20 protein-coding genes and 1 riboswitch are annotated in these 22,003 nt (G+C 64.1%); of the genes, 10 read left to right on the forward strand and 10 right to left on the reverse strand.

What is annotated here, in order from left to right:
- Window positions 1–179: DUF427 domain-containing protein (locus SO140_RS32095; protein ID WP_498543568.1), on the forward strand; the 179-nt coding region annotated here is incomplete at its 5' end.
- Window positions 180–300: 121 nt separating this feature from the next.
- Here SO140_RS32095 and SO140_RS32100 read toward each other — a convergent pair.
- Window positions 301–474: a DUF1328 domain-containing protein gene (locus SO140_RS32100; RefSeq protein WP_449377151.1), complete on the reverse strand. Its 174-nt coding sequence runs from the start codon at window positions 472–474 to the stop codon at window positions 301–303.
- Window positions 475–674: 200 nt separating this feature from the next.
- Between SO140_RS32100 and SO140_RS32105 the strand changes: the two genes are divergently transcribed.
- A complete protein-coding gene (locus tag SO140_RS32105; RefSeq protein WP_449377150.1) occupies window positions 675–1,862 on the forward strand; it encodes an acyltransferase family protein in 1,188 nt (395 codons plus the stop codon).
- Between the two features lie 119 nt (window positions 1,863–1,981).
- On the opposite strand, the gene purL is transcribed toward SO140_RS32105, so the two are convergent.
- Entirely contained in the window at window positions 1,982–4,195 is a 2,214-nt protein-coding gene (gene purL / locus SO140_RS32110; RefSeq protein WP_449377149.1) for a phosphoribosylformylglycinamidine synthase subunit PurL, read from the reverse strand.
- Window positions 4,196–4,378: 183 nt separating this feature from the next.
- Between purL and SO140_RS32115 the strand changes: the two genes are divergently transcribed.
- Window positions 4,379–4,858, forward strand: coding sequence for a PaaI family thioesterase (locus SO140_RS32115; protein WP_449377148.1), 480 nt, complete (start codon window positions 4,379–4,381; stop codon window positions 4,856–4,858).
- Between the two features lie 62 nt (window positions 4,859–4,920).
- Here the strand turns inward: SO140_RS32115 and purQ are convergent, their stop codons facing one another.
- Window positions 4,921–5,622 carry a phosphoribosylformylglycinamidine synthase subunit PurQ gene (gene purQ, locus SO140_RS32120; RefSeq protein WP_449377147.1) on the reverse strand — a complete coding sequence of 234 codons (702 nt, stop codon included), beginning with the start codon at window positions 5,620–5,622 and terminating at the stop codon, window positions 4,921–4,923.
- Window positions 5,623–5,788: 166 nt separating this feature from the next.
- Between purQ and corA the strand changes: the two genes are divergently transcribed.
- Window positions 5,789–6,805, forward strand: a complete 1,017-nt coding sequence (gene corA, locus SO140_RS32125; protein ID WP_449377146.1) for a magnesium/cobalt transporter CorA — start codon at window positions 5,789–5,791, stop codon at window positions 6,803–6,805.
- Window positions 6,806–6,808: 3 nt separating this feature from the next.
- On the opposite strand, the gene purS is transcribed toward corA, so the two are convergent.
- Entirely contained in the window at window positions 6,809–7,048 is a 240-nt protein-coding gene (gene purS, locus SO140_RS32130) for a phosphoribosylformylglycinamidine synthase subunit PurS (protein ID WP_449377145.1), read from the reverse strand.
- 15 nt (window positions 7,049–7,063) lie between these two features.
- Window positions 7,064–7,831, reverse strand: a complete 768-nt coding sequence (gene purC, locus SO140_RS32135; protein ID WP_008974302.1) for a phosphoribosylaminoimidazolesuccinocarboxamide synthase — start codon at window positions 7,829–7,831, stop codon at window positions 7,064–7,066.
- A 315-nt stretch (window positions 7,832–8,146) separates the two neighbouring features.
- Here purC and SO140_RS32140 point away from each other — a divergent pair, with 315 nt between their 5' ends.
- Window positions 8,147–8,470, forward strand: a complete 324-nt coding sequence (locus SO140_RS32140; protein ID WP_449377144.1) for a DUF1476 domain-containing protein — start codon at window positions 8,147–8,149, stop codon at window positions 8,468–8,470.
- A gap of 17 nt (window positions 8,471–8,487) precedes the next feature.
- On the opposite strand, the gene SO140_RS32145 is transcribed toward SO140_RS32140, so the two are convergent.
- From SO140_RS32145 to SO140_RS32155, 3 genes are all read right to left on the reverse strand, one after another.
- Window positions 8,488–8,877, reverse strand: coding sequence for a hypothetical protein (locus SO140_RS32145; protein ID WP_449377143.1), 390 nt, complete (start codon window positions 8,875–8,877; stop codon window positions 8,488–8,490).
- Between the two features lie 115 nt (window positions 8,878–8,992).
- Window positions 8,993–9,481 carry a cyanase gene (cynS, locus tag SO140_RS32150; protein WP_449377142.1) on the reverse strand — a complete coding sequence of 163 codons (489 nt, stop codon included), beginning with the start codon at window positions 9,479–9,481 and terminating at the stop codon, window positions 8,993–8,995.
- Window positions 9,482–9,667: 186 nt separating this feature from the next.
- A complete protein-coding gene (locus SO140_RS32155) occupies window positions 9,668–10,873 on the reverse strand; it encodes a TrmJ/YjtD family RNA methyltransferase (protein WP_449377141.1) in 1,206 nt (401 codons plus the stop codon).
- Between the two features lie 336 nt (window positions 10,874–11,209).
- Here SO140_RS32155 and SO140_RS32160 point away from each other — a divergent pair, with 336 nt between their 5' ends.
- Window positions 11,210–12,424 carry an NADP-dependent isocitrate dehydrogenase gene (locus SO140_RS32160; protein ID WP_449377140.1) on the forward strand — a complete coding sequence of 405 codons (1,215 nt, stop codon included), beginning with the start codon at window positions 11,210–11,212 and terminating at the stop codon, window positions 12,422–12,424.
- 131 nt (window positions 12,425–12,555) lie between these two features.
- Complete coding sequence (locus tag SO140_RS32165) at window positions 12,556–13,056, forward strand: DUF3455 domain-containing protein (RefSeq protein WP_449377139.1); 501 nt, start codon at window positions 12,556–12,558, stop codon at window positions 13,054–13,056.
- Between the two features lie 4 nt (window positions 13,057–13,060).
- On the opposite strand, the gene SO140_RS32170 is transcribed toward SO140_RS32165, so the two are convergent.
- Entirely contained in the window at window positions 13,061–14,287 is a 1,227-nt protein-coding gene (locus SO140_RS32170) for a cyclic nucleotide-gated ion channel (protein ID WP_449377138.1), read from the reverse strand.
- 5 nt (window positions 14,288–14,292) lie between these two features.
- A complete protein-coding gene (alaS, locus tag SO140_RS32175; protein WP_449377137.1) occupies window positions 14,293–16,971 on the reverse strand; it encodes an alanine--tRNA ligase in 2,679 nt (892 codons plus the stop codon).
- 208 nt (window positions 16,972–17,179) lie between these two features.
- Window positions 17,180–17,268, forward strand: a riboswitch (glycine riboswitch).
- 144 nt (window positions 17,269–17,412) lie between these two features.
- Here alaS and gcvT point away from each other — a divergent pair.
- From gcvT to gcvP, 3 genes are all read left to right on the forward strand, one after another.
- Window positions 17,413–18,561: a glycine cleavage system aminomethyltransferase GcvT gene (gene gcvT, locus SO140_RS32180; RefSeq protein WP_474798563.1), complete on the forward strand. Its 1,149-nt coding sequence runs from the start codon at window positions 17,413–17,415 to the stop codon at window positions 18,559–18,561.
- A 9-nt stretch (window positions 18,562–18,570) separates the two neighbouring features.
- The gene (gene gcvH / locus SO140_RS32185) at window positions 18,571–18,939 is read left to right on the forward strand and encodes a glycine cleavage system protein GcvH (RefSeq protein WP_449377135.1); all 369 of its coding nucleotides are present in this window, start codon (window positions 18,571–18,573) and stop codon (window positions 18,937–18,939) included.
- A gap of 172 nt (window positions 18,940–19,111) precedes the next feature.
- Entirely contained in the window at window positions 19,112–21,979 is a 2,868-nt protein-coding gene (gene gcvP / locus SO140_RS32190; RefSeq protein ID WP_498543569.1) for an aminomethyl-transferring glycine dehydrogenase, read from the forward strand.
- The last annotated feature ends 24 nt before the right edge of the window (window positions 21,980–22,003 follow it).

Genomic DNA, 22,003 nt, shown 5'->3' on the forward strand with positions numbered 1-22,003 from the left:
CCGACCGCGTCACTCATTGTCCCTACAAGGGCGACGCAAGCTATTTCAGCGTCAAGGCTGACGGCACGACGCTGGACAATGCGATCTGGACCTACGAGACGCCGTTCCCCGCCATGACGGAGATCTCCGGCCATCTCGCCTTCTATCCTGACAAGGTGAAGATCGAGGAAGTGGGGTAATTTTTGGATGCTGTCATTCCGGGGCGGTCCGCAGGACCGAGCCCGGAATCTCGAGATTCTCAGGTGCGCAATTGCGCACCACAGTTCGATGCTTCGCATCGCCCCGGAATGACTTAGGTAGCTACGCCCTGAAGATCGTGAGCCCCAACACCAGGAGCACCAGGAAGATCACGACGAAGACGTAGAACAGGAAGCGCGCGATATCGGCGGAGGCGGCCGAAACGCCGGTGAAGCCGAGCACGCCCGCCACGATCGAGATCAACAGGAAGATCAGCGCCCATTTCAGGATGGTCATCGCCTGCTCCGCGAGGTCCGCGCCGCCAAAGCGGACGGGTAATTAAAGATTTCGTGAACTCTAACGTGCAGGGGATGGGACCGGTTCCTCCGCCACTGGTACGGCGGCGAGACGAAGCAGAGTCAGGCTAAACAGAACTTGCTGAATTCCCGTCCCAGCGGCAACATCCGCACCCAGGGAAGGATGCAACCGGGGCGAACATGACAACGATCTCACCTACGGCGACGGCTGGCGCTGAGGTCAGCGCAGCTCCCAAGAGCAAAGCACGAAACCTGTCGCTCGATCGGGCGCGTACGTTCCTGACTCTGGTGGTGCTGCTGCATCATGCCGTCATCCCCTATACCTATTTCGGTCACACCGATCCGACCGAGTGGATCGGGTTCGATCTGATCGTGCTCGCCAATGACTCGTTCTTCATGGCGATGTTCTTTTTCCTGTCAGGCCTGTTCGTATGGCCCGGCCTCGGCCACAAGGCACCGCTGGCCTTCATCCGCGACCGCCTGCTGCGGCTCGGCCTTCCCTTCGCCGTCTGCGCGCTGACGCTGATCCCGCTCGCCTATTACGCGCTGGCATTGCAGGGCGGCTCTGATCTCACCTTCTCGGCGTTCTGGTGGAAGACGGTGACCGTCGGGCCATGGCCAAGCGGTCCAATCTGGTTCGTCTGGGTGCTGCTCGCCTTCGATGTCACGGCGTGCCTGCTCTACCGGGTCTCGTCCACGCTGGTGTTTCCGATCAACCGGATTTCGCAGCAAGGCTTCAAGGAGCCGTGGCGGTTCTGGCTGCTGCTCTGGATCGTCACCGAGATCGCCTACATCCCGATGCTGATCTATTACGGCGTCAATCACTGGTTCGAGTTCGGGCCGTTCTCGGTGCAGGCGAGCCGTGTGCTGCTCTATGCCTCCTATTTCTTCATCGGCGCGGGCGTCGGCTGTGCCGGCATGGCCACCGGCGTGCTGGGCCCGGAGGGCCAGTTACCGAAAAGCCGATGGAGCTGGCTGTTCGTTACACTGCTCCCCTACGCGGGCATGTGGTGCATGATTTTCGTCAAGCGCGAGATCCTGGGCAATCCGCCTCATCTGCCGTGGTGGTATCATGCAATCTACGGCTCGTTCTTCGTGCTGTTCTCGGCCGCAATCCTGCTGACGATCCTCGCCTTCTTCCTGCACTCGAAAGCACCGGGACCGACGTTGCTCGATCGCATGCAGGGCGAAGCCTACGGCATTTTCCTGGTGCACTATCCGATCGTGCTGTGGATCCAGTATTACCTGTTCGACGTCAGCGTGCCGGCGATCGTCAAGGCGACGATTGCGTTCGTGCTCACGGCGATCCTGAGCTGGGCGGCCACCGCAGCGCTACGAAAGATTCCCGGCGCGACGCGGGTGTTGTGAGCCCAGCTCTCTCATTTCGTCATTGCGAGCGCGCAGCGAAGCAATCCAGACTGTCTCCGCGGCGCGAGCCTGGATTGCTTCGTCGCTTCGCTCCTCGCAATGACGAGAGACTGTGGGACTTACACCACCTTCGCGCCCATATACTCCGGCAACCAGCGCTCGAATGCGGTGCGCAGAGTGTCGATCTTGACTGGCGCCTCGCCGACAATTGCGATCGCGTCGCCGCCGGTGGTGCCGATGCGCACGCAGGGCACCTCGCAGCCGCGCATCTTTGCAAGCACGAGGCCGGCCTGCGTCTCAGGCACGGTCACGATGTAGCGCGCCTGGTCCTCGCCGAACCAATAGGCGTGCGGCACGAGTGCGGCCGGCGCAGCCAAAAGACGCGCGCCGATGCCGCTGGCCATCGCCATCTCGGCCAGCGCGATCAAGAGGCCGCCGTCGGAGAGGTCATGTGCCGCCGTCGCAGTGCCCGCATGGATCATGCCGCGTACGACGTCGCCATTGCGCTTCTCGGCAGCGAGATCGACCGGCGGCGGCGCGCCCTCCTCGCGACCGCAGATGTCGCGCAGATAAACCGACTGGCCGAGCCAGCCATGGGTCTCGCCGATCAGGAGGATCGCCTCGCCCTCGGCCTTGAAGGCGAGCGAAGCGGATTTGGTGAAATCATCGAGCACGCCAACGCCGCCGATCGAGGGCGTCGGCAGGATCGCGCGGCCGTTGGTCTCGTTGTAGAGCGAGACGTTGCCGGACACGACCGGGAAATCCAGCGCGCGGCAGGCTTCCGAAATGCCCTTCAGGCAGCCGACGAACTGGCCCATGATCTCGGGTCGCTCCGGATTGCCGAAGTTGAGATTGTCGGTGATCGCGAGCGGCTTGCCGCCGACCGCGGTAATGTTGCGCCAGGCTTCGGCCACCGCCTGCTTGCCACCTTCGAATGGATCAGCCTCGCAATAGCGCGGCGTGACGTCCACCGTCATCGCGAGGCCCTTCGGCCCGTCCTCCACGCGCACGACGGCAGCATCGCCGCCGGGGCGCTGCACCGTATTGCCCAGAATGACGTGGTCGTACTGCTCCCAGACCCAGCGCTTGCTGCACAGCTCGGGCGTGCCGATCAGCTTTTCGACCGCAGCACCAATGCCCATCGGCGCCGCGACCTCGCGGGCATGCACGACCGGCAGCGCGCTTGAGGCGACATGCGGGCGGTCATAGACCGGCGCCTCGTCGCCGAGCTCCTTGATCGGCAGGTCGGCCATGACATCGCCGCCATGCTTGACCACAAAGCGCTTGCTGGGCGTGGTGTAGCCGACCACGGCGAAATCCAGCCCCCACTTCTTGAAGATCGCCTCGGCCTCTTTCTCCTTCTCGGGCTTGAGCACCATGAGCATGCGCTCCTGGCTCTCCGAGAGCATCATTTCGTAGGCGCTCATGCCGGTCTCGCGCGTCGGCACCGCGTCGAGATCGAGATCGACGCCGAGGTCGCCCTTGGCGCCCATCTCGACTGCCGAGCATGTGAGCCCCGCCGCACCCATGTCCTGGATCGCGATGACACAGCCCTTCTCCATGATCTCGAGGCAGGCCTCGAGCAGCAGCTTCTCGGCGAAGGGATCGCCGACCTGAACGGTGGGGCGCTTCTCCTCGGACTTGTCATCGAACTCGGCCGACGCCATCGAGGCGCCGTGAATGCCGTCGCGGCCCGTCTTGGAGCCGAGATAGACGATCGGCATGTTCACGCCGGAGGCGGCCGCATAGAAGATCTTGTCGGCGTCGGCGAGGCCGACCGCCATGGCGTTGACGAGGATGTTGCCGTCATAGCGGGTGTGGAAGCGCACCTGCCCACCGACCGTCGGCACGCCGAAGGAATTGCCGTAGCCGCCGACACCGGCGACCACGCCGGAGACGAGATGCCGCGTCCTGGGATGCTCGGGTGCGCCAAAGCTCAGCGCGTTCAGGCAGGCAATGGGGCGCGCGCCCATGGTGAAGACGTCGCGCAAGATGCCGCCGACGCCGGTGGTTGCTCCCTGATAGGGCTCGATGTAGCTCGGGTGGTTGTGGCTCTCCATCTTGAAGACAACCGCCTGCCCGTCGCCGATGTCGATCACGCCGGCGTTCTCGCCGGGGCCCTGGATCACCCACGGTGCTTTCGTCGGCAGGCCGCGGAGATGGATGCGCGAGGATTTGTACGAGCAGTGCTCGTTCCACATCGCCGAGAAGATGCCGAGCTCGGTGAAGGTCGGCTCCCGCCCGATCAGCTTCAGGATGCGCTCATACTCATCGGGCTTGAGCCCGTGGGCGGCTACGAGTTCGGGGGTGATCTTCGGTTCGTTCTTGAGCATGGATTCGGCGCTTTCGGCGGGGTCTGGCCGTTCTTAGGAACATCCGGGCCTCGCGAAAAGCCCTTTAAGGCGCATTTTCCCACTGTCCATAGTTTTGCAGAAGGGGCCCGCGGGAACAGGAATTGCACAGCACGGACGGATCGGATTTAAGGGCAAAAACCTCTCATTTGAAGGCCCCATTCCTTGCACGAGCTGACCAAGACGACTTCTTCCCCCCGCCCCGACCTGCACGTCGCGACCGAGGGGGAATTCAAGGGCTGGCAGACCTGGATTCGCGACAGTTTTGAGAACCATATCGGCCCCTTCTGGCACCGCTTCGAGGAGGACGGCCGCGTCCGCTGCGCCTTCCGGGTGGAGAAAAAGCACCTCAACGGGTCCCAAAACGTCCACGGCGGATGCTTCATGGCGTTCGCCGATTATTGCCTGTTCGCGATCGGCCGCCATGCGTTGGACGGCCGGGGCGTGACCGTCAATTTTGGCTGCGAATTCCTCGATGCCGGCCACGAGGGCGAGCTGATCGAATGCACCGGCGAGGTCACCCGCGCCGGCGGCTCGCTGATCTTCCTGCGCGGCGAGATGATGGCCGGCGAGCGTCGGCTGTTCACCTTTTCCGGCACGATCAAGCGGGTGAAGCGGAAGGCGACGCCTCCATCGGGCGCGTAGCTCGAAAGCAGCGCCACGTCATCGAACAACCCTCGGTCAGCCGCGATGTCGCGTGACGAGGTTCATGCCGCGAGGTCGAGATGCGCCGCGAGGCCGGCGAACAGGCCACGGCCGTCGGTGCAGCCCATGATGTCTTCGACGTGGTTTTCCGGATGCGGCATCATGCCGAGCACGTTGCCCTTGTCGTTGACGATGCCGGCAATGGAATGCGCTGCGCCGTTGATGTTGTGGGCCTCGTCGACCACGCCTTCGGCCGAGCAGTAGCGGTAGAGCACCCGCCCCTCGCCTTCGAGCCGCTTGATGGTCTCTTCATCCGCCTCGTAATTGCCCTCGCCATGGGCGACCGGCACGCGGATCACCTGGCCGGCATTGTAGCCGCGGGTGAACGGCGTGTCGGAGCGTTCGACGCGCAGATGCACGTCGTGACAGATGAACTTCAGCCGCGCATTGCGCATCAGCACGCCCGGCAACAGGCCGGACTCGCAGAGGATCTGGAAACCGTTGCAGACGCCGAGCACGAGCCCGCCCTTCGCCGCATAGTCGCGCACCGCGTCCATCACCGGCGCGCGCGCGGCGATGGCGCCACAGCGCAGGTAATCGCCATAGGAGAAGCCACCGGGCACCACGACGAGATCGGTCCCAACGGGGAGCGACATCTCAGCGTGCCAGACCATCGCCGGCTCGTGTCCCGAGATCAGCTTCAGCGCACGCGCCATGTCGCGCTCGCGGTTGATTCCGGGAAAGACGAGGATGGCGGCTTTCATGGCTTTGAGTTCCGAAGCGAGGAATGGAATCGGGCTGGCCGGCGGCCAAATCGTGAGGAGACATAACCATTTGACGCGGATTTTACCAGTGCTAGCCTCACCTGACGGCTTTGTGCACAGGCCATAACCCGCCCTTTGGCCAACGATTTTGCCGGGGATTGAAGCCATGAACGTCCCGTCGTCGCCTACATCCCCAGCCGAACCGGTCTCCACCGAGGGCGTCGTTGCTGCCGGCGCCTATGTCGACGGCCGGCGCGTGGCCAACATCGCGATCAGCGAAGCCTCGAGCTGGCGGGCAAAGCCCGGGCACGTCGTCTGGATCGGGTTGCACGAGCCCGACATGGCGCTGCTCGCCGCGGTGCAGAAGCAATTCGATCTGCACGAGCTCGCAATCGAAGATGCCAACAACGCCCATCAGCGGCCGAAGATCGAGCAATATGGCGAAGCCCTGTTCATCGTCGCGCGTACAGCGCAACTGATCGACGGCCGGATAGCCTTCGGCGAGACGCACATCTTCGTCGGCGACGGCTATCTCGTGACGGTACGCCACGGCGCCTCGACGTCCTACACCGCGGTGCGCGCGCGCTGCGAAAGCTGTCCGCGGGCGCTGGCCCGGGGCGAGGACTACATCCTCTATGCCATCCTCGATTTCATCGTCGACAACTACTCCCCCGTGCTCGAAAGCATCCATGAGGAGGTCGAGGAGATCGAGGACCACGTGCTCTCCAACGTGATCACCAAGGCGCAGATCGAGCGGCTCTACATGCTGCGCCGCGATCTGTTGCGGCTGCGCAATGCGATCGGCCCGCTGGTCGAAGTCTGCCGTCGGCTCGAGCATGACGAGCTGTCGATGGTGCGTCAGACCATGCAGCCTCTGTTCCGGGACGTCACCGACCACGTCCGGAATATCCAGGAGCGCATCGATTCCATGCGCGAGGTGCTGGCCTTCGCCTTCGAAGCGAGTCTGCTGGTCGGCCAGGCTCAGGAGACCGTGGTCTCCAAGAGGCTTGCTTCATGGCTCGCGATCATCGCCATCCCAACGGCGGTCGCAGGAATCTACGGCATGAACTTCAAGCACATGCCGGAGTTGGAGTGGGAGTACGGTTATTTTGCCGTACTCGGCCTGATGCTGATTTCGTGCATCGCGCTCTATTGGCGCTTCCGCCGCGTCGGATGGCTGTGAACGCTACACAATCTCGACGCGATAATTCTCGATCACCGTGTTCGCCAAAAGCTTGTCAGCGGCCTCCTTCAGCGCGGCTTCGGCCTTGGCCTTGTCCGCGCTGGCGAGCTCGATGTCGAACACCTTGCCCTGACGGACGCTGGCCACGCCATCGACGCCGAGCGATTTCAGCGCGCCTTCGATGGCTTTGCCCTGCGGATCCAGAATGCCCGTCTTCAGGGTAACGGTGACACGTGCCTTCACGTCGATAATCCCTCTTTAGCTCTTCACCAGCACCGGGCCCGAACCCGCCGGACGCTCGTTCTCCATGAGGATGCCGAGGCGCTTCGCAACTTCGGTATAAGCCTCGAGCAGGCCACCGAGGTCGCGCCGGAAGCGGTCCTTGTCGAGCTTCTCGTTCGACTTGATGTCCCACAGACGGCAGGAGTCCGGTGAGATCTCGTCGGCGACGATGATCCGCATCATCTCGTTCTCGAACAGGCGGCCGCATTCCATCTTGAAGTCGACGAGGCGGATTCCGATACCGAGGAAGAGGCCGGTGAGGAAGTCGTTGACGCGGATGGCGAGCGCCATGATGTCGTCGATCTCCTGCGGCGTCGCCCAGCCGAAGGCGGTGATGTGCTCTTCCGACACCATGGGGTCGTTGAGCTGGTCGTTCTTGTAGTAGAATTCGATGATCGAGCGTGGCAGCTGCGTGCCCTCCTCGATGCCGAGCCGCTGCGAGAGCGAGCCCGCGGCAACGTTCCGCACCACCACCTCGAGTGGCACGATCTCGACCTCGCGGATCAACTGCTCGCGCATGTTGAGACGGCGGATGAAATGGGTCGGCACCCCGATGTCGTTGAGGTGCTGAAACAGGTACTCCGAGATCCGGTTGTTGAGGACGCCCTTGCCCTCGATCACCTGATGCTTCTTCGCATTGAACGCGGTGGCGTCGTCCTTGAAGTGCTGGATCAGGGTCCCGGGCTCGGGGCCTTCGTAAAGAACCTTTGCCTTGCCTTCATAAATACGACGCCGACGGCTCATTGGGATGTACCGTGTTTTGTTAAAATCCATGAATTTGGTGTGCTCCGGTTGACAAGGATTACGACCCACAGCGGAGCTGCCGTGAACGGTCCGGAACCCATAGAAACAGAACAGGAACCAAACCTTAGGCAACCTATCCGATTGGCGGTCCCAGCACAATCGATCCGGCTCTCCCGGCATCAACTTATACCGTCTTGCCTGCGGCTTAACGGCTCATTGGTCTGCCGATTCGTGCCCCTTATCTAGGCATCGGCTGGTGTCACCGCAACGCGGCGTCACGGCCGGATTCAGGTAAGGGAATTGGAACGGAAAAGCATGACCACTTTCGACAAGCGCGAGGAAGGATTTGAGAAGAAATTCGCCCTCGACGAGGAGCAGAGATTCAAGGCCGAGGCCCGCCGCAACCGGATGCTCGGCCTGTGGGCGGCCGAGAAGCTCGGGATCACGGGCGATGCAGCCACGGCCTATGCCAAGGAGGTGGTTGCAGCCGATTTCGAGGAAGCCGGCGACGGTGACGTCCTGCGCAAGGTATTGGGCGATTTCTCAGCCAAAGGCGTCGCCCTCACCGAGCAGGCGATTCGCACCAAGATGAATGAGCTCGCAGCGGTGGCCGCGATTGAGGTGAAGGCGGGGAAATAGGTCCCCGCCTCCGGCAACTATTTCAGCGTGATTTGAAGGCTCATCGAACCACTCACGCTGAAGCCTTCTTGCTGCTGCTGCCCGAACTGTCGGTTGATGTTGCTGTTCACCGTCTCCAGTCGGCAGTCCTTGGCGAGAACCTCGCGGAGGAGATCGCACTCGCGCGCCGCCATTTCATAGACTGTGCGGCGCGCGCGGTCGCGCAGCTTCTGCGCGTCATCGGTATCGCCGCTCGGCCCGGCGACGAAGAAGTTGATCGTGCTCTGCACGCGCACCGAGCCTTCCTGACGTTGGGAGCCACCGGACTGTTCGATGATGACCCGCTGGCCCGGTGACTGGGCAGAAGCGGGAACGATCATAACAAGCAGACCAAGGCCTGCCGAAACAAGGGGCGTACGCAACGTCATGGCGAATTCCTGCAGTTGAAGTGACGAGTTCGTTCTTAACTACCCCCGGTTGCGATAAAGCGAACCTGAGGTGGCAAACATCGACTTGCCGCTTCACCCGGCATTAACCGCCGTATCACCCCTCCTTGAAGCCATACTCCGGCACGTTGCCGCTCGCGCCGTAATATTTGTAAGGCAGGAATTTGCCGCTCATGGTGATCTTGACGCGGTCGCCCTTGGGGTTGGCGACGCGCTCGATCGCCATGTCGAAGTCGATCGCCGACATGATGCCATCGCCGAACTCCTCCTCGATCAGCGCCTTCCACGCCGGGCCGTTGACCATCACCATCTCGTAGAAGCGGTAGATCAAGGGATCGGTCGGCGGCATCGGCGTGCCGGTGCCGCGCATGGGCACCTCGTTGAGCATCGCAGTCTCCGCCTTCGACAGCCCGAACAGCTCGCCGGCGTTCGCCGCCTGCGGCTTGGTGAGCTTCATCTGGCCCATGATCGCGCCGACGATCAACACCTCGGAATAGCCGCCGATCTTCTCGCAGATGTATTTCCAGCTCCAGCCCTTCTCGCGCTTGATGTCGAGCAGTTTTTCGGTGAGGTCGGAACGCTTCATGTCGGGGTCTCCCTTGGCCAATGATTGGGTCGCGTCATTCTGCTCCCTTCCGGGAAGCGGAGACGCAACGTCATTTCGTATCGCGCTGGGTTGCACGAAGCGTGCCAATGGATTGGGCACCGACGCTGTTGGGTGGGCACGCCTCTGCCCTCGCTCTTCGAGCGATGGCCGAGGCTTTGCCAAACCCTACGGATTTTCCGATTTGTCGCGCAGCAGCGCCGCCAAACGCACCAAGTCGGCCTCCAGGTCGCGCTCCACATCCGCAGCCCTGATCTCGATCACCCGATAGTCGCGCTCCTCCAGCCACGCCCGCCGCGCCGCGCGATCGGCAACGATAGTCTCAGTCTCTTTCGGATTGACCAGCTCGATCGCAATGCGGTGCTGAAACGAGACGAAATCCGGGATCTGCCGGCCGACCGGCGTTTGGCGCTTGAACTGGCCGGCGAAGCGGCGGTCTCGGGTCAGGGCCTGCCAGAGCAGTCGCTCGGCATCGGTCGGGTTGCGGCGGAGCAGGCGCGCGAGGCCGCGCACTGTGCTGCCGCTGTCGGGCGCCCCACCCTGGCCGTGTTCGGCCAGCAGCGCGCGCAGCCGCGTTGCCTGCTCGCCGTCGAGCACGCCGCCCTTGGCTGGCCCCTTGCGCCCTTCCGCGATCGCCATCACCACGCCGTGCAGGGTGTGCATGTCCTGCTTGGTCGGCTCCATGCGGGTGAAGATGTTGCGCAAATTGACCAGCATGGTGTCGCGCTTCTCGGCCGGGCGCAGGAATTCGACGCGGTCGAGCTCGCGCACGAGGTTGTCGAAGAAGGCCTGGATCTGGTGTTGCGAGGCGCGCTCCGAGCGCTCCGGCATGCCGTGCGGCAGCGCGCCCTCCGTGGCTCGTTTGAACCATTCGTAGCCGACCAGCAGCACCGCCTGCGCAAGGTTCAGCGAGGCAAAGCCCGGGTTGACCGGGAAGGTGACCACCCGGTTGGCGAGCGCGACCTCCTCGTTGGTCAGCCCCCAGCGCTCGCGGCCAAAGAGGATGCCGGCCCTTCCGCCGGTGGCGATATGGCCGGCGATCTCGGTCGTCGCCGCTTCCGGGCCGACCACCGGCTTGGCCTGGTCATGGGCCCGGGCGGAGGTGGCGAACAACAGGTCGAGATCGGCGACCGCCTGCTCGACGGTATCGAACAGCTCGACCCGCTCCAGGATGTGGTCGGCACCGGCCGCGGCGCGCTGGGCGGCGATGTTGGGCCAGCCATCACGCGGGTTGACGATGCGTAAGCGGCTCAGGGCGAAGTTGCCCATAGCACGGGCTGCCATCCCGATGTTCTCGCCGAGCTGCGGCTCGACCAGGATCACGATGGGACCATCGAGGGCGAGGCCCGTCTTGCTCTTGTCAGTCCCCGACATCTCGTTTTGCTTTCACGCTGGTCCTCAAGGCCTTACGCAGGCGCTCCAAAGAATTGATTCAAGCAGGCCTATCGGGCCGGCTCCGTTACCCCGTCGTTTGCCTGTCCTGACAAAATTCTCAAGGGAAATAACGGGGTTAGAATCGGCTTTTGAATCTTGTCCGAAACTTCAGCTCCGCCCCCGGCCGCGGCGCCGCTGCGGCTCCCCATCTGCGGAAGCTGGATGAGCTAAAAGTGCATAATCCCTTGGCTTTCGCCCGCCACTTCCCGGTGCTAAGAGGCGGCGGATATTCCCGTTGGCGCGCCAAAGCGCCGTTCCCAAGAGGCTTCCCCGATCATGGCAAAAATCAAGGTGTCCAACCCCGTCGTCGAACTCGATGGCGACGAGATGACCCGGATCATCTGGCAGTACATCAAGGACAAGCTGATCAACCCGTTCCTCGATATGCAGCTCCTCTACTTTGACCTGGGGATGGAGTACCGCGACCAGACCAGCGATCAGGTGACGATCGACGCTGCCGAGGCGATCAAGAAGGTCGGCGTCGGCGTCAAGTGCGCCACCATCACCCCGGACGAAGCCCGGGTGAAGGAGTTCAACCTCAAGCAGATGTGGAAGTCGCCGAACGGCACCATCCGTAACATCCTCGGCGGCGTGATCTTCCGCGAGCCGATCATCTGCAAGAACGTGCCGCGCCTCGTTCCCGGCTGGACCAAGCCGATCATCATCGGCCGCCATGCCTATGGCGACCAGTACCGCGCCACTGACATCAAGTTCCCGGGCAAGGGCACGCTGTCGCTGAAGTTCGTCGGCGAGGACGGCACCGTGATCGAGAAGGAGGTCTTCAAGGCCCCCGGCGCCGGCGTCGCCATGGAGATGTACAATCTCGACGACTCCATCATCGACTTCGCCCGCGCCTCGTTCAACTACGGCCTGATGCGCAACTACCCGGTCTATCTGTCGACCAAGAACACGATTCTGAAGGTCTATGACGGCCGCTTCAAGGACATCTTCCAGGAGGTCTTCGACCGCGAGTTCAAGAAGGAATTCGACGCCAAGGGCCTGACCTACGAGCATCGCCTGATCGACGACATGGTGGCCTCGGCGCTGAAGTGGTCCGGCGGCTATGTCTGGGCCTGTAAGAACTACGACGGCGACGTGCAGTCCGACACGGTCGCGCAGGGCTATGGCTCGCTCGGCCTGATGACCTCGGTCCTGCTCACGCCCGACGGCAAGACGGTCGAAGCCGAAGCCGCCCACGGCACGGTGACCCGCCACTACCGCGAGCACCAGAAGGGCAAGGAGACCTCGACCAACTCGATCGCGTCGATCTTCGCCTGGACCCGTGGCCTCGCCCACCGCGCCAAGCTCGACAACAATCCGGAGCTGGCGAAGTTCGCGACCACGCTCGAGAAGGTCTGCGTCGACACCGTCGAAGACGGCTACATGACCAAGGACCTCGCCCTTCTCGTCGGTGCCGACCAGCGCTGGCTCTCCACCACCGGCTTCCTCGACAAGGTCGCCGAGAACCTCGCGAAGGCGCTGGCGGCGTAAGCCCGCGTCTCACCTCAACCGTCGTTGCGAGCGAAGGCGGAAGCAATCCAGACTGTCTCCGCGGAGAGACGCTGGATTGCTTCGTCGCAAGAGCTCCTCGCAATGACGAGACCTTTGTTCGAGGAAGCATCATGCCGACATTCAAGAGTCTTGCCTTTTCTGTCTTCGCGCTGGCCAGCACGTCTGCGTTCGCCGCCGATGCGCTCCCCGACACGATCGCTGCCTCCGGCGAGAGCGTCGTGCTCAGCGTCCACGCCGAGGGCGCGCAGGTCTATGAGTGCAAGACAGGGACCGACGGCAAGCTGGCCTGGGCGTTCCGCGAGCCGATCGCGACGCTGCTGTCCGAGGGCAAGACGATCGGCCGGCACTATGCAGGTCCCAATTGGGAGCACGCCGACGGCAGCGCCGTGGTCGGCAAGGCCATCGGCAACGCACCGGGCGCAACCGCAGGCGATATCCCCTGGCTGAAGCTCGAGGTCGCCTCGCGCCGCGGCAGCGGGGTTCTGACGCCCGTCACCACCGTCCAGCGCATCAACACCCATGGCGGCAAGCTCGAGGGGGCATGCGAGAAGGCCGGCGAGTTCAGAAGCGCGCCCTACTCCGCCGACTACGTCTTCCTGCGCAAGGGCTGATCGCTCAGCGGTCGGTGCCCTCGCGCTCCGCCTGCGCGAGCTCGGTCGCCGCGAGGTCGCCGGCCTCTTCGAGCCGCGCCTTAGCCGTCTTGTGCACATGCGCCGCGAGCGTCGGCATGCGCTCGATCAGGGCGTGGAAATGCTGGGCGTCGAGCACGAGAAGCCGCGTCTTGCGTGTCGCGGTCACCGTGCCGCTGCGCTTGGTCTTGTGCAGCAGCGCGATCTCGCCGAAGAACGTGCCGTCGGCGAGCCGCACATGCTGGTTGGGAAGCTCGATCTCGACCTCACCGGCGGTGATGAAATACATCGACGAGGCGGCGTCGCCGCGCCGGACCAGAATCTCGCCCTGCTCGATCGTGCGGGCGCGAAGCAGCCGCATGATGTCGGCGATCTCCGATGCCGTCAGGGGCGAGAACAGCGGCACGCGCGCGAGCATGCCCCAGGTGACGACGAAGTCGCGCCGTTTCACCTCCTCCGCAAACGCGCTCGATATGATCGCGACCGGCAGCGCGATCATGGCAAAGCCGCTGATGATGGCGAACACGGAGACGAATTTGCCGAGCGCCGTCACGGGCACGACGTCGCCATAGCCGACCGTGCCGAGCGTCACGATCGCCCACCACATCGCCTGAGGGATGGTGCCGAGCTTTTCGGGCTGCACCTCGCGCTCGATGGCGTAGAGCAGTGAGGCGAAGGTGAGCACCACGCCGATCAGGATGACGATGCATCCAATCAGCGCGCGCCGTTCGGCATGGACGGCGGCAAACAGCGAGCGCATCGCCGGCGAATAGCGGATCAACTTGAAGAACGGCAGCACGCCGAGCGCAGCCAGCGTCGCGTGCCGGCCGGTGGCCAGCACGATCGCTGCGGGAAGGAACGCCATGAGATCGATGATGCCGAGCGCGGAGAAGACGTAGGAGAACCGATCGGCAAGCGCCGACCCCTTGCGCTGCGTATGGCCGGCGACCGTCCATAACCGCGCCGCATATTCCAGCGCGAACACGATCACGGAAAGGATGGTGATCGCCGAGAACAGCGGGTCGAATTGCGCGTCCAGTTCCGGCACCGAGGCAAGCGTCATTGCCACGACGTCGAGCACGATGACGGCAATGATCACCTGGATGAAACGCGACCCGGCGGAATAGGCCAGCGGATCGTGCTCCAGGAGTTCGTAGAGGCGATCCCTCAAATTGGGATCGCGAAGCCCACGTCCTCGCGGAACGAGGCGCACGGTGTTTACGCGCCGACCATGGCTTTTTCGATCGCCGAGAGCGCCGCCGCCGCATTGGCGCCGTCGGGCCCGCCAGCCTGCGCCATGTCAGGCCGGCCGCCGCCCCCCTTGCCGCCGAGCGCTTCGGAGGCGACGCGCACCAGATTGACGGCGTTGAAACGCGAAGTCAGGTCGGCGGTGACGCCAACCACGACGCCGGCCTTGCCGTCCTCGGTGACGCCGACGATCGCGACCACGCCGGAGCCGATCTGTTTCTTGCCGTCGTCGGCAAGGCTCTTGAGATCCTTCATCTCGATGCCTTCGACCGCACGCGCCATCAACTTGACGTCGCCGACCTCGCGTACGCCCGCGGCAGCGCCGTTGCCGGACGATGCACCGCCGCCCATCGCAAGCTTCTTGCGGGCGTCGGACAATTCGCGCTCGAGCTTCTTGCGCTCGTCCATCAGCGCGGTGATGCGCGCCGGCACGTCCTCGAGCGAGGTGCGCAGCTCGGCGGCCGCGGTCTTCGCCAGCGCCATGGTGTCGTTGGCATGCTTGCGCGCATGGCGTCCGGTCAGCGCCTCGATGCGGCGGACGCCGGAGGCGACGGCGCTTTCGCTCGTCAGCGTGATCAGGCCGATATCGCCGGTGCGCTTGACATGGGTGCCGCCGCAAAGCTCGACCGACCAGCCGAGTGCGTTGGCGCCATGCTCGCGCGCGGTCTTGCCCATCGAGACGACGCGGACCTCGTCGCCATATTTCTCGCCGAACAGCGCACGCGCACCGGCTTCGCGGGCCTCGTCCACGCCCATGACGCGGGTGGTGACCTCGTCATTCTCCAGCACCACGTCGTTGGCGATGTCCTCGACGCGAGCGAGCTCCTCCGGCGTGATCGGCTTCGGATGCACGAAGTCGAAGCGCAGACGATCGGGCGCGACCAGCGAGCCGCGCTGGGCGATGTGATCGCCGAGCACCTGGCGCAGTGCTTCGTGGATCAGATGCGTCGCGGAGTGATGGGCGCGGATCGAAGAACGGCGCCCGTGATCCACCTCGAGCTGGAGCGCAGTGCCGACCTTCAGCTCGCCGCTCTCCACCGCGCCGACGTGCACGAAGAAATCGCCGAGCTTCTTCTGCGTGTCGGTAACACGGAACTTGAGGCCGCCCTCACCGCTCAGTACGCCGGTGTCGCCGACCTGGCCGCCGGACTCCGCATAGAACGGCGTCTGGTTCAGCACCAGCGCGCCGGTCTCACCAGCCTTGAGGCTGGCAACTTCCTGGCCGTCCTTCACCAATGCAGAAACAACGCCTTCGGCGCTCTCGGTCTCGTAGCCGAGGAATTCGGTGGCCCCGAGCTTTTCGCGCAGCGGGAACCAGATCGCTTCGGAAGCCGCCTCGCCCGAGCCCTTCCAGGACTCGCGCGCCTTGGCCTTCTGCCGCTCCATCGCGTCGGTGAACGCAGCCTGATCGACGCCGATGCCGCGCGACTTGAGCGCGTCCTGCGTAAGATCCAGCGGGAAGCCGTAAGTGTCGTAGAGCGTGAAGGCGACGTCGCCGTCGAACATGTCGCCCTTCTTCAAGGACGCGCTCTTCTCATCGAGAATGGCAAGGCCGCGGACCAGCGTCTTGCGGAAGCGGGTCTCTTCCAGCCGCAGCGTTTCCTCGATCAGCTTTTCGGCGCGCACCAGCTCCGGATAGGCCTGGCCCATCTCACGGACCAGCGCCCAGACGAGGCGATGCATCAGTGGCTCCTTCGCGCCCAGGAGCTGCGCATGGCGCATCGCGCGGCGCATGATCCGGCGCAGCACGTAGCCGCGGCCCTCGTTCGAGGGCAGCACGCCGTCGGAGACGAGGAAGGCCGAGGAGCGCAAATGATCGGCGATCACCCGGAACGAGGCAACGGTCTGCTCATTCGGTCCGCTGCCGAGCGCGGACGCGGTCGCATCGATCAGCTGACGGAAGAGATCGGTCTCAAAAACGCTGTCGACGCCCTGCAGGATGCACGCCATGCGCTCCAGCCCCATGCCGGTGTCGATCGAGGGGCGCGGCAATGGCTGGCGCTCCTCCTTCGTCACCTGCTCGAACTGCATGAACACGAGATTCCAGAATTCGAGGAAGCGATCGCCATCCTCCTCCGGGCTGCCCGGAGGTCCGCCCCAGATGTGCTCGCCGCGATCGATGAAGATCTCCGAGCACGGGCCGCACGGGCCGGTATCGCCCATCGCCCAGAAATTGTCCGAGGTCGGGATGCGGATGATGCGATCGTCGGAGAAGCCCGCGATCTTCTTCCAGAGACCGGCCGCCTCGTCGTCGGTGTGATAGACGGTGACGAGCAGCTTGTCCTTCTTCAGGCCGAAATCCTTGGTGATCAGATTCCAGGCGAGCTCGATCGCACGCTCCTTGAAGTAGTCGCCGAAGGAGAAGTTGCCGAGCATCTCGAAGAAGGTGAGATGGCGCGCGGTGTAGCCGACATTGTCGAGGTCGTTGTGCTTGCCGCCGGCGCGCACGCATTTCTGCGAGGTGGTGGCGCGCTGGTAGGGGCGCTTCTCGACGCCGGTGAAGACGTTCTTGAACTGCACCATGCCGGCATTGGTGAACATCAGCGTCGGGTCGTTGCGCGGCACCAATGGCGAGGACGGCACGATCTCGTGGCCGTTCTTGGCAAAGAAGTTCAGAAAGGTCGACCTGATCTCGTTGACGCCGCTCATGTTCATCCAATCGGGTGTGGTCCCGCCCAAACCTGAAATTAAGGCTGATATCTGCGGGCGATAGCGCTTTTAGACAAGGTGAGCTGCCCTGTCCAGAAACTGTGCAGAGAGATCAGAGGGTTGCCGCAGGCGCGCAATCCTCGTTGATAGCTGTTGCAGGCGCGTTGACAGGCTTGGCTGGCCCGTGTTCTGTACCTACCTGTATCGTACGGCCACGTCGGGAGAGACCGGCTTTGGTGCCGGCGCCGAAGGAGCAACCGCCCCGGAAACTCTCAGGCAAAAGGACCGCGTGGCTTTGACAGCATCTGGAAAGAGGCGCCGACGGGCATTGAAGCCCGGGTGGCACCCGCCGACGGGATAATACTCTCAGGCACAGCGACAGATGGGGCTTCGACTGGTTTCCGCGGGGAATCCTCCCCGGGAACCGCGAGGGCCCCTGTGATGCTTGCACGCGACGACCAAAACTCCCTCAGACGTACCCCCCTTTACGCCTTGCATGTGTCCCTTGACGGCAAGATGGTGCCATTCGCGGGCTATGAAATGCCCGTGCAGTACCCCGCTGGCGTGCTGAAAGAGCACCTGCATACCCGCGGCTCCGCCGGCCTGTTCGACGTGTCCCATATGGGCCAGATCGCGCTCCGGCCGAAGTCCGGCAAGGTCGAGGATGCTGCCCGTGCGCTGGAACGGCTGGTGCCCCAGGACATCATGGCGCTTGCGCCGGGGCGACAGCGCTATGCCCAGTTCACCAATCCGGACGGCGGCATCCTCGATGATCTGATGGTCGCCAATTTCGGCGATCACCTGTTCCTGGTCGTCAATGCCGCCTGCAAGGCCGACGACGAGGCGCATCTTCGCGCGCACCTCTCCGACGACTGCATCATCGAGTCGCTGAACGACCGCGCGCTGATCGCGCTCCAGGGCCCGAAGGCCGAAGCCGTGCTGGCGAAACTTTGTGCGGAGGCGCCTTCCATGAAATTCATGGACGCGGGCCCGCGCAAGGTCGATGGCATCGGGTGTTTCGTGTCGCGTTCGGGCTATACCGGCGAGGACGGGTTCGAAATCTCGGTTCCAGCAGGCGATGCCGAACGCCTGGCAAAGGCGCTGCTCGCAAATTCCGACGTACTGCCGATTGGCCTCGGCGCCCGTGACAGCCTGCGGCTCGAGGCCGGGCTTTGCCTTTACGGCCACGACATCGACACCACGACCACGCCGGTCGAGGCCGCGCTGGAATGGTCGGTGCAGAAGAGTCGCCGCGCGGGCGGCGCCCGCGCCGGCGGTTTTCCGGGCGCAGAGAAGATCCTCGCCCATTTCGATCAGGGCGCGCCGCGGCGCCGCGTCGGGTTGCGCGCTGAAGGCCGCGCACCGGTGCGCGAGGGCGCGCTGTTGTTTGCGGACGCGACGTCGGCCGAAGCGATCGGCACGGTCACCTCCGGCGGTTTTGGCCCGAGCCTGAATGCACCGGTGGCGATGGGCTATGTGCCCACCGCGAAGAGCGCGCTCGGCGCAAAGCTCTTTGCCGAAGTGCGCGGCCAGCGCCTGCCGCTCACCGTCTCCGCCATGCCATTCATGAAAAACACCTACAAACGCTGAGGACCGAGAATGACCACGACGCTGTACACCTCCGACCATGAATGGCTTGATATCGATGGCGATGTCGCAACCGTCGGCATCACCGATTACGCCCAGCAGCAGCTCGGCGACGTCGTGTTCGTCGAGCTGCCCAAGGTCGGCCGCGCGCTGAAGAAGACGGAAGCTGCGGCCGTGGTCGAGTCCGTGAAGGCCGCGTCCGACGTCTATGCGCCGATCTCGGGCGAAGTGCTCGAGGTCAACCAGGCGATCGTCGATGAGCCGGCGCTGGTCAATTCGGACGCTGCAGGCAAGGCCTGGTTCTTCAAGATCAAGATTGCCGACAAGAGCGAGCTCGGCGGCCTCATGGACGAGGCCGCCTACAAGGCGCACACGGCGTGAGATGAAGCGAGTAGTCACCCCATACTTCGTGTCATCGTCCGCCTTGTGCGCACTGCGCACTGGGGCGGACGATCCAGTACGCCGCGGCCTATCAGCTCTAGCTCGAACGGTTGCGTTTACTGGATGCCCCGCCTTCGCGGGGCATGACAGCAACTCCTAGCGAGGACCCATGATGACCGCGCACCGCAAATCCGACGGCGACACCACCGCCTCTTTCGTTCGCCGCCATATCGGCCCCTCCGCGCGCGATGTCGCGGCGATGCTGGACACCGTCGGCGCGAAAAGCGTGGACGCCCTGATGGCGGAGACGCTGCCGGCCTCGATCCGACAGGCAGCTCCCCTCGATCTCGGCAAGCCCTTGAGCGAGACGGAAGCGATCGCGCATATGGGCGAGCTCGCAGCCCAGAACCAGGTCTTCACCTCGCTGATCGGCCACGGCTATTCCGGCACCATTTTGCCGGCGGTGATCCAGCGAAACATCCTCGAAAACCCCGCCTGGTACACGGCCTACACGCCCTATCAGCCCGAGATCAGCCAGGGCCGGCTGGAAGCGCTGTTCAACTTCCAGACCATGATCTGCGACCTCACCGGGCTCGATGTTGCCAACGCCTCGCTGCTCGATGAGGCGACGGCTGCGGCCGAGGCCATGGCTTTCGCGGAGCGGCACTCGCAGGTGAAGGCGCAAGCCTTCTTCGTCGACAAGGACGTGCATCCGCAGACGCTCGCGGTGATGCGCACCCGCGCCGAACCCCTGGGCTGGAACCTGATCGTCGGCGATCCCCTCACGGATCTTGACAAGGCGAACGTGCTCGGTGCGCTGCTGCAATATCCGGGCAGCTCGGGCGCGGTGCGCGACCTGCGGCCGGCCATTGCGGCGCTGCGCGCCAAGGGCGCGCTTGCGATCGTTGCCGCCGATCTGCTGGCGTTGACGCTGCTCGCTTCGCCCGGCGAACTCGGCGCCGACATTGCGATCGGCTCGGCGCAGCGCTTTGGCGTGCCGATGGGGTATGGCGGACCGCACGCAGCCTACATGGCGGTGCGCGATGCGCTGAAGCGCTCGCTGCCCGGCCGCATCGTCGGCCTCTCCGTGGACTCGCGCGGCGCGCCCGCCTATCGCCTTGCGCTCCAGACCCGCGAGCAGCATATCCGCCGTGAGAAGGCGACCTCCAACATCTGCACCGCGCAGGTGCTGCTCGCCGTGATCGCCTCGATGTACGCCGTTTACCACGGCCCCGAAGGCCTCTCGCAGATCGCTCGCACTGTCCATCGCCGCGCCGCCGTGCTGGCCGCGGGCCTGCGCAAGCTCGGCTTTGCGCCACGCTCCGAAAACTTCTTCGATACGGTCAGCGTAGACGCCGGCGCGAAGCGCGACGAGATCGTCGCGCGCGCGACGGCCGAGAATATCAATCTCGGCCTCGGTGATGGTGCCTTGCGCATCGCGCTCGACGAGACCACGACGCCGGCGACCGTTGAGGCGGTCTGGCGTGCGTTCGGCGGCAAGCTTTCTTATGCCGAGATCGACGCGACCACGCGCGAGGTGCTGCCTGACGCATTGAGGCGGACGACGCCCTTCCTCACCCATCCGGTGTTCCATGCGCACCGCTCGGAAACCGAGATGCTGCGCTACATGCGCAAGCTCAGTGACCGCGACCTCGCGCTCGACCGCGCGATGATTCCGCTGGGCTCGTGCACGATGAAGCTGAACGCGACCACCGAGATGACACCGCTGACCTGGCCGGAGTTCGGCAGCCTGCATCCGTTCGCGCCAAGCGAGCAGGCAAAGGGCTATCACGCACTGTTCGCCCGGCTGGAAAAATGGCTGTGCGACATCACCGGCTATGACGCGATCTCGCTGCAGCCGAATTCGGGCGCGCAGGGCGAATATGCCGGGCTTTTGGCCATCCGTGGGTATCATGCCGCGCGCGGCGACGCCCATCGTAAAGTGTGCCTGATCCCCTCCTCCGCCCACGGCACCAATCCGGCCTCGGCCGCGATGGTCGGCATGGAGGTGGTGGTCGTCGCCTGCGAGAAGAACGGCGACGTCGACGTCAACGATCTCCGCGCCAAGGCCGAGAAGCATTCGGACGACCTGGCCGCCATGATGATCACCTATCCCTCGACCCATGGCGTGTTCGAGGAGCACATCCGCGAGATCTGCGACATCGTGCATGGCCATGGCGGCCAGGTCTATCTCGATGGCGCGAACCTGAACGCCCAGGTCGGCCTGTCGCGGCCCGGCGACTACGGCGCCGACGTCAGCCATCTCAATTTGCACAAGACCTTCTGTATTCCGCATGGCGGCGGCGGCCCGGGCATGGGTCCGATCGGCGTGAAGGCGCATCTCGCGCCGTTCCTGCCCGGCCATCCCTCAACCAATCCGAATGCGACGGTCGGCCCGGTTTCTGCTGCACCTTTCGGTTCGGCGTCGATCCTGACTATCTCCTACATCTACATCCTGATGATGGGCGGCGAAGGCTTGAAGCGTGCGACCGAGATCGCGATCCTCAACGCCAATTATGTTGCGGCGCGTTTGGATGCGCATTTCCCGGTGCTCTACAAGAACGCGAAGGGCCGCGTCGCGCACGAATGCATCATCGATCCGCGACCGCTGAAGACGACCAGCGGCGTCACCGTCGACGACATTGCAAAGCGGCTGATCGACCACGGTTTCCACGCCCCGACCATGAGCTTCCCGGTCCCGGGCACGCTGATGATCGAGCCGACCGAGTCGGAATCGAAAGCCGAGCTCGATCGCTTCTGCGACGCGATGATCGCGATCCGGAAAGAAATTGCTGAGGTCGAGGCCGGCCGCTTCAAGATCGAGGCATCACCGCTGCGCCACGCCCCGCATACCGTGCACGACATCGCGGATGACAACTGGACCCGCGCCTACACCCGCGCCGAGGGCTGTTTCCCGGCCGGCACCTCGCGCACCGACAAATACTGGTGCCCGGTGGGCCGCGTCGACAATGTCTATGGCGATCGCAACCTCGTGTGCTCGTGCCCGCCGGTGAGCGATTACGCGCAAGCGGCGGAGTGAGGGATTCGTAGGATGGGCTTTGTC

The organism is Bradyrhizobium sp. UFLA05-108 (genome assembly GCF_059803455.1).

Coding starts and splice junctions, on each gene's coding strand:
- SO140_RS32100 (WP_449377151.1), bottom strand. CDS start 474: ATGACCATCCTGAAATGGGCGCTGATCTTCCTGTTGATCTCGATCGTG.
- SO140_RS32105 (WP_449377150.1), top strand. CDS start 675: ATGACAACGATCTCACCTACGGCGACGGCTGGCGCTGAGGTCAGCGCA.
- purL (WP_449377149.1), bottom strand. CDS start 4,195: ATGCTCAAGAACGAACCGAAGATCACCCCCGAACTCGTAGCCGCCCAC.
- purQ (WP_449377147.1), bottom strand. CDS start 5,622: ATGAAAGCCGCCATCCTCGTCTTTCCCGGAATCAACCGCGAGCGCGAC.
- corA (WP_449377146.1), top strand. CDS start 5,789: ATGAACGTCCCGTCGTCGCCTACATCCCCAGCCGAACCGGTCTCCACC.
- purC (WP_008974302.1), bottom strand. CDS start 7,831: ATGAGCCGTCGGCGTCGTATTTATGAAGGCAAGGCAAAGGTTCTTTAC.
- SO140_RS32140 (WP_449377144.1), top strand. CDS start 8,147: ATGACCACTTTCGACAAGCGCGAGGAAGGATTTGAGAAGAAATTCGCC.
- SO140_RS32145 (WP_449377143.1), bottom strand. CDS start 8,877: ATGACGTTGCGTACGCCCCTTGTTTCGGCAGGCCTTGGTCTGCTTGTT.
- cynS (WP_449377142.1), bottom strand. CDS start 9,481: ATGAAGCGTTCCGACCTCACCGAAAAACTGCTCGACATCAAGCGCGAG.
- SO140_RS32155 (WP_449377141.1), bottom strand. CDS start 10,873: ATGTCGGGGACTGACAAGAGCAAGACGGGCCTCGCCCTCGATGGTCCC.
- SO140_RS32160 (WP_449377140.1), top strand. CDS start 11,210: ATGGCAAAAATCAAGGTGTCCAACCCCGTCGTCGAACTCGATGGCGAC.
- SO140_RS32165 (WP_449377139.1), top strand. CDS start 12,556: ATGCCGACATTCAAGAGTCTTGCCTTTTCTGTCTTCGCGCTGGCCAGC.
- alaS (WP_449377137.1), bottom strand. CDS start 16,971: ATGAGCGGCGTCAACGAGATCAGGTCGACCTTTCTGAACTTCTTTGCC.
- gcvT (WP_474798563.1), top strand. CDS start 17,413: ATGCTTGCACGCGACGACCAAAACTCCCTCAGACGTACCCCCCTTTAC.
- gcvH (WP_449377135.1), top strand. CDS start 18,571: ATGACCACGACGCTGTACACCTCCGACCATGAATGGCTTGATATCGAT.
- gcvP (WP_498543569.1), top strand. CDS start 19,112: ATGACCGCGCACCGCAAATCCGACGGCGACACCACCGCCTCTTTCGTT.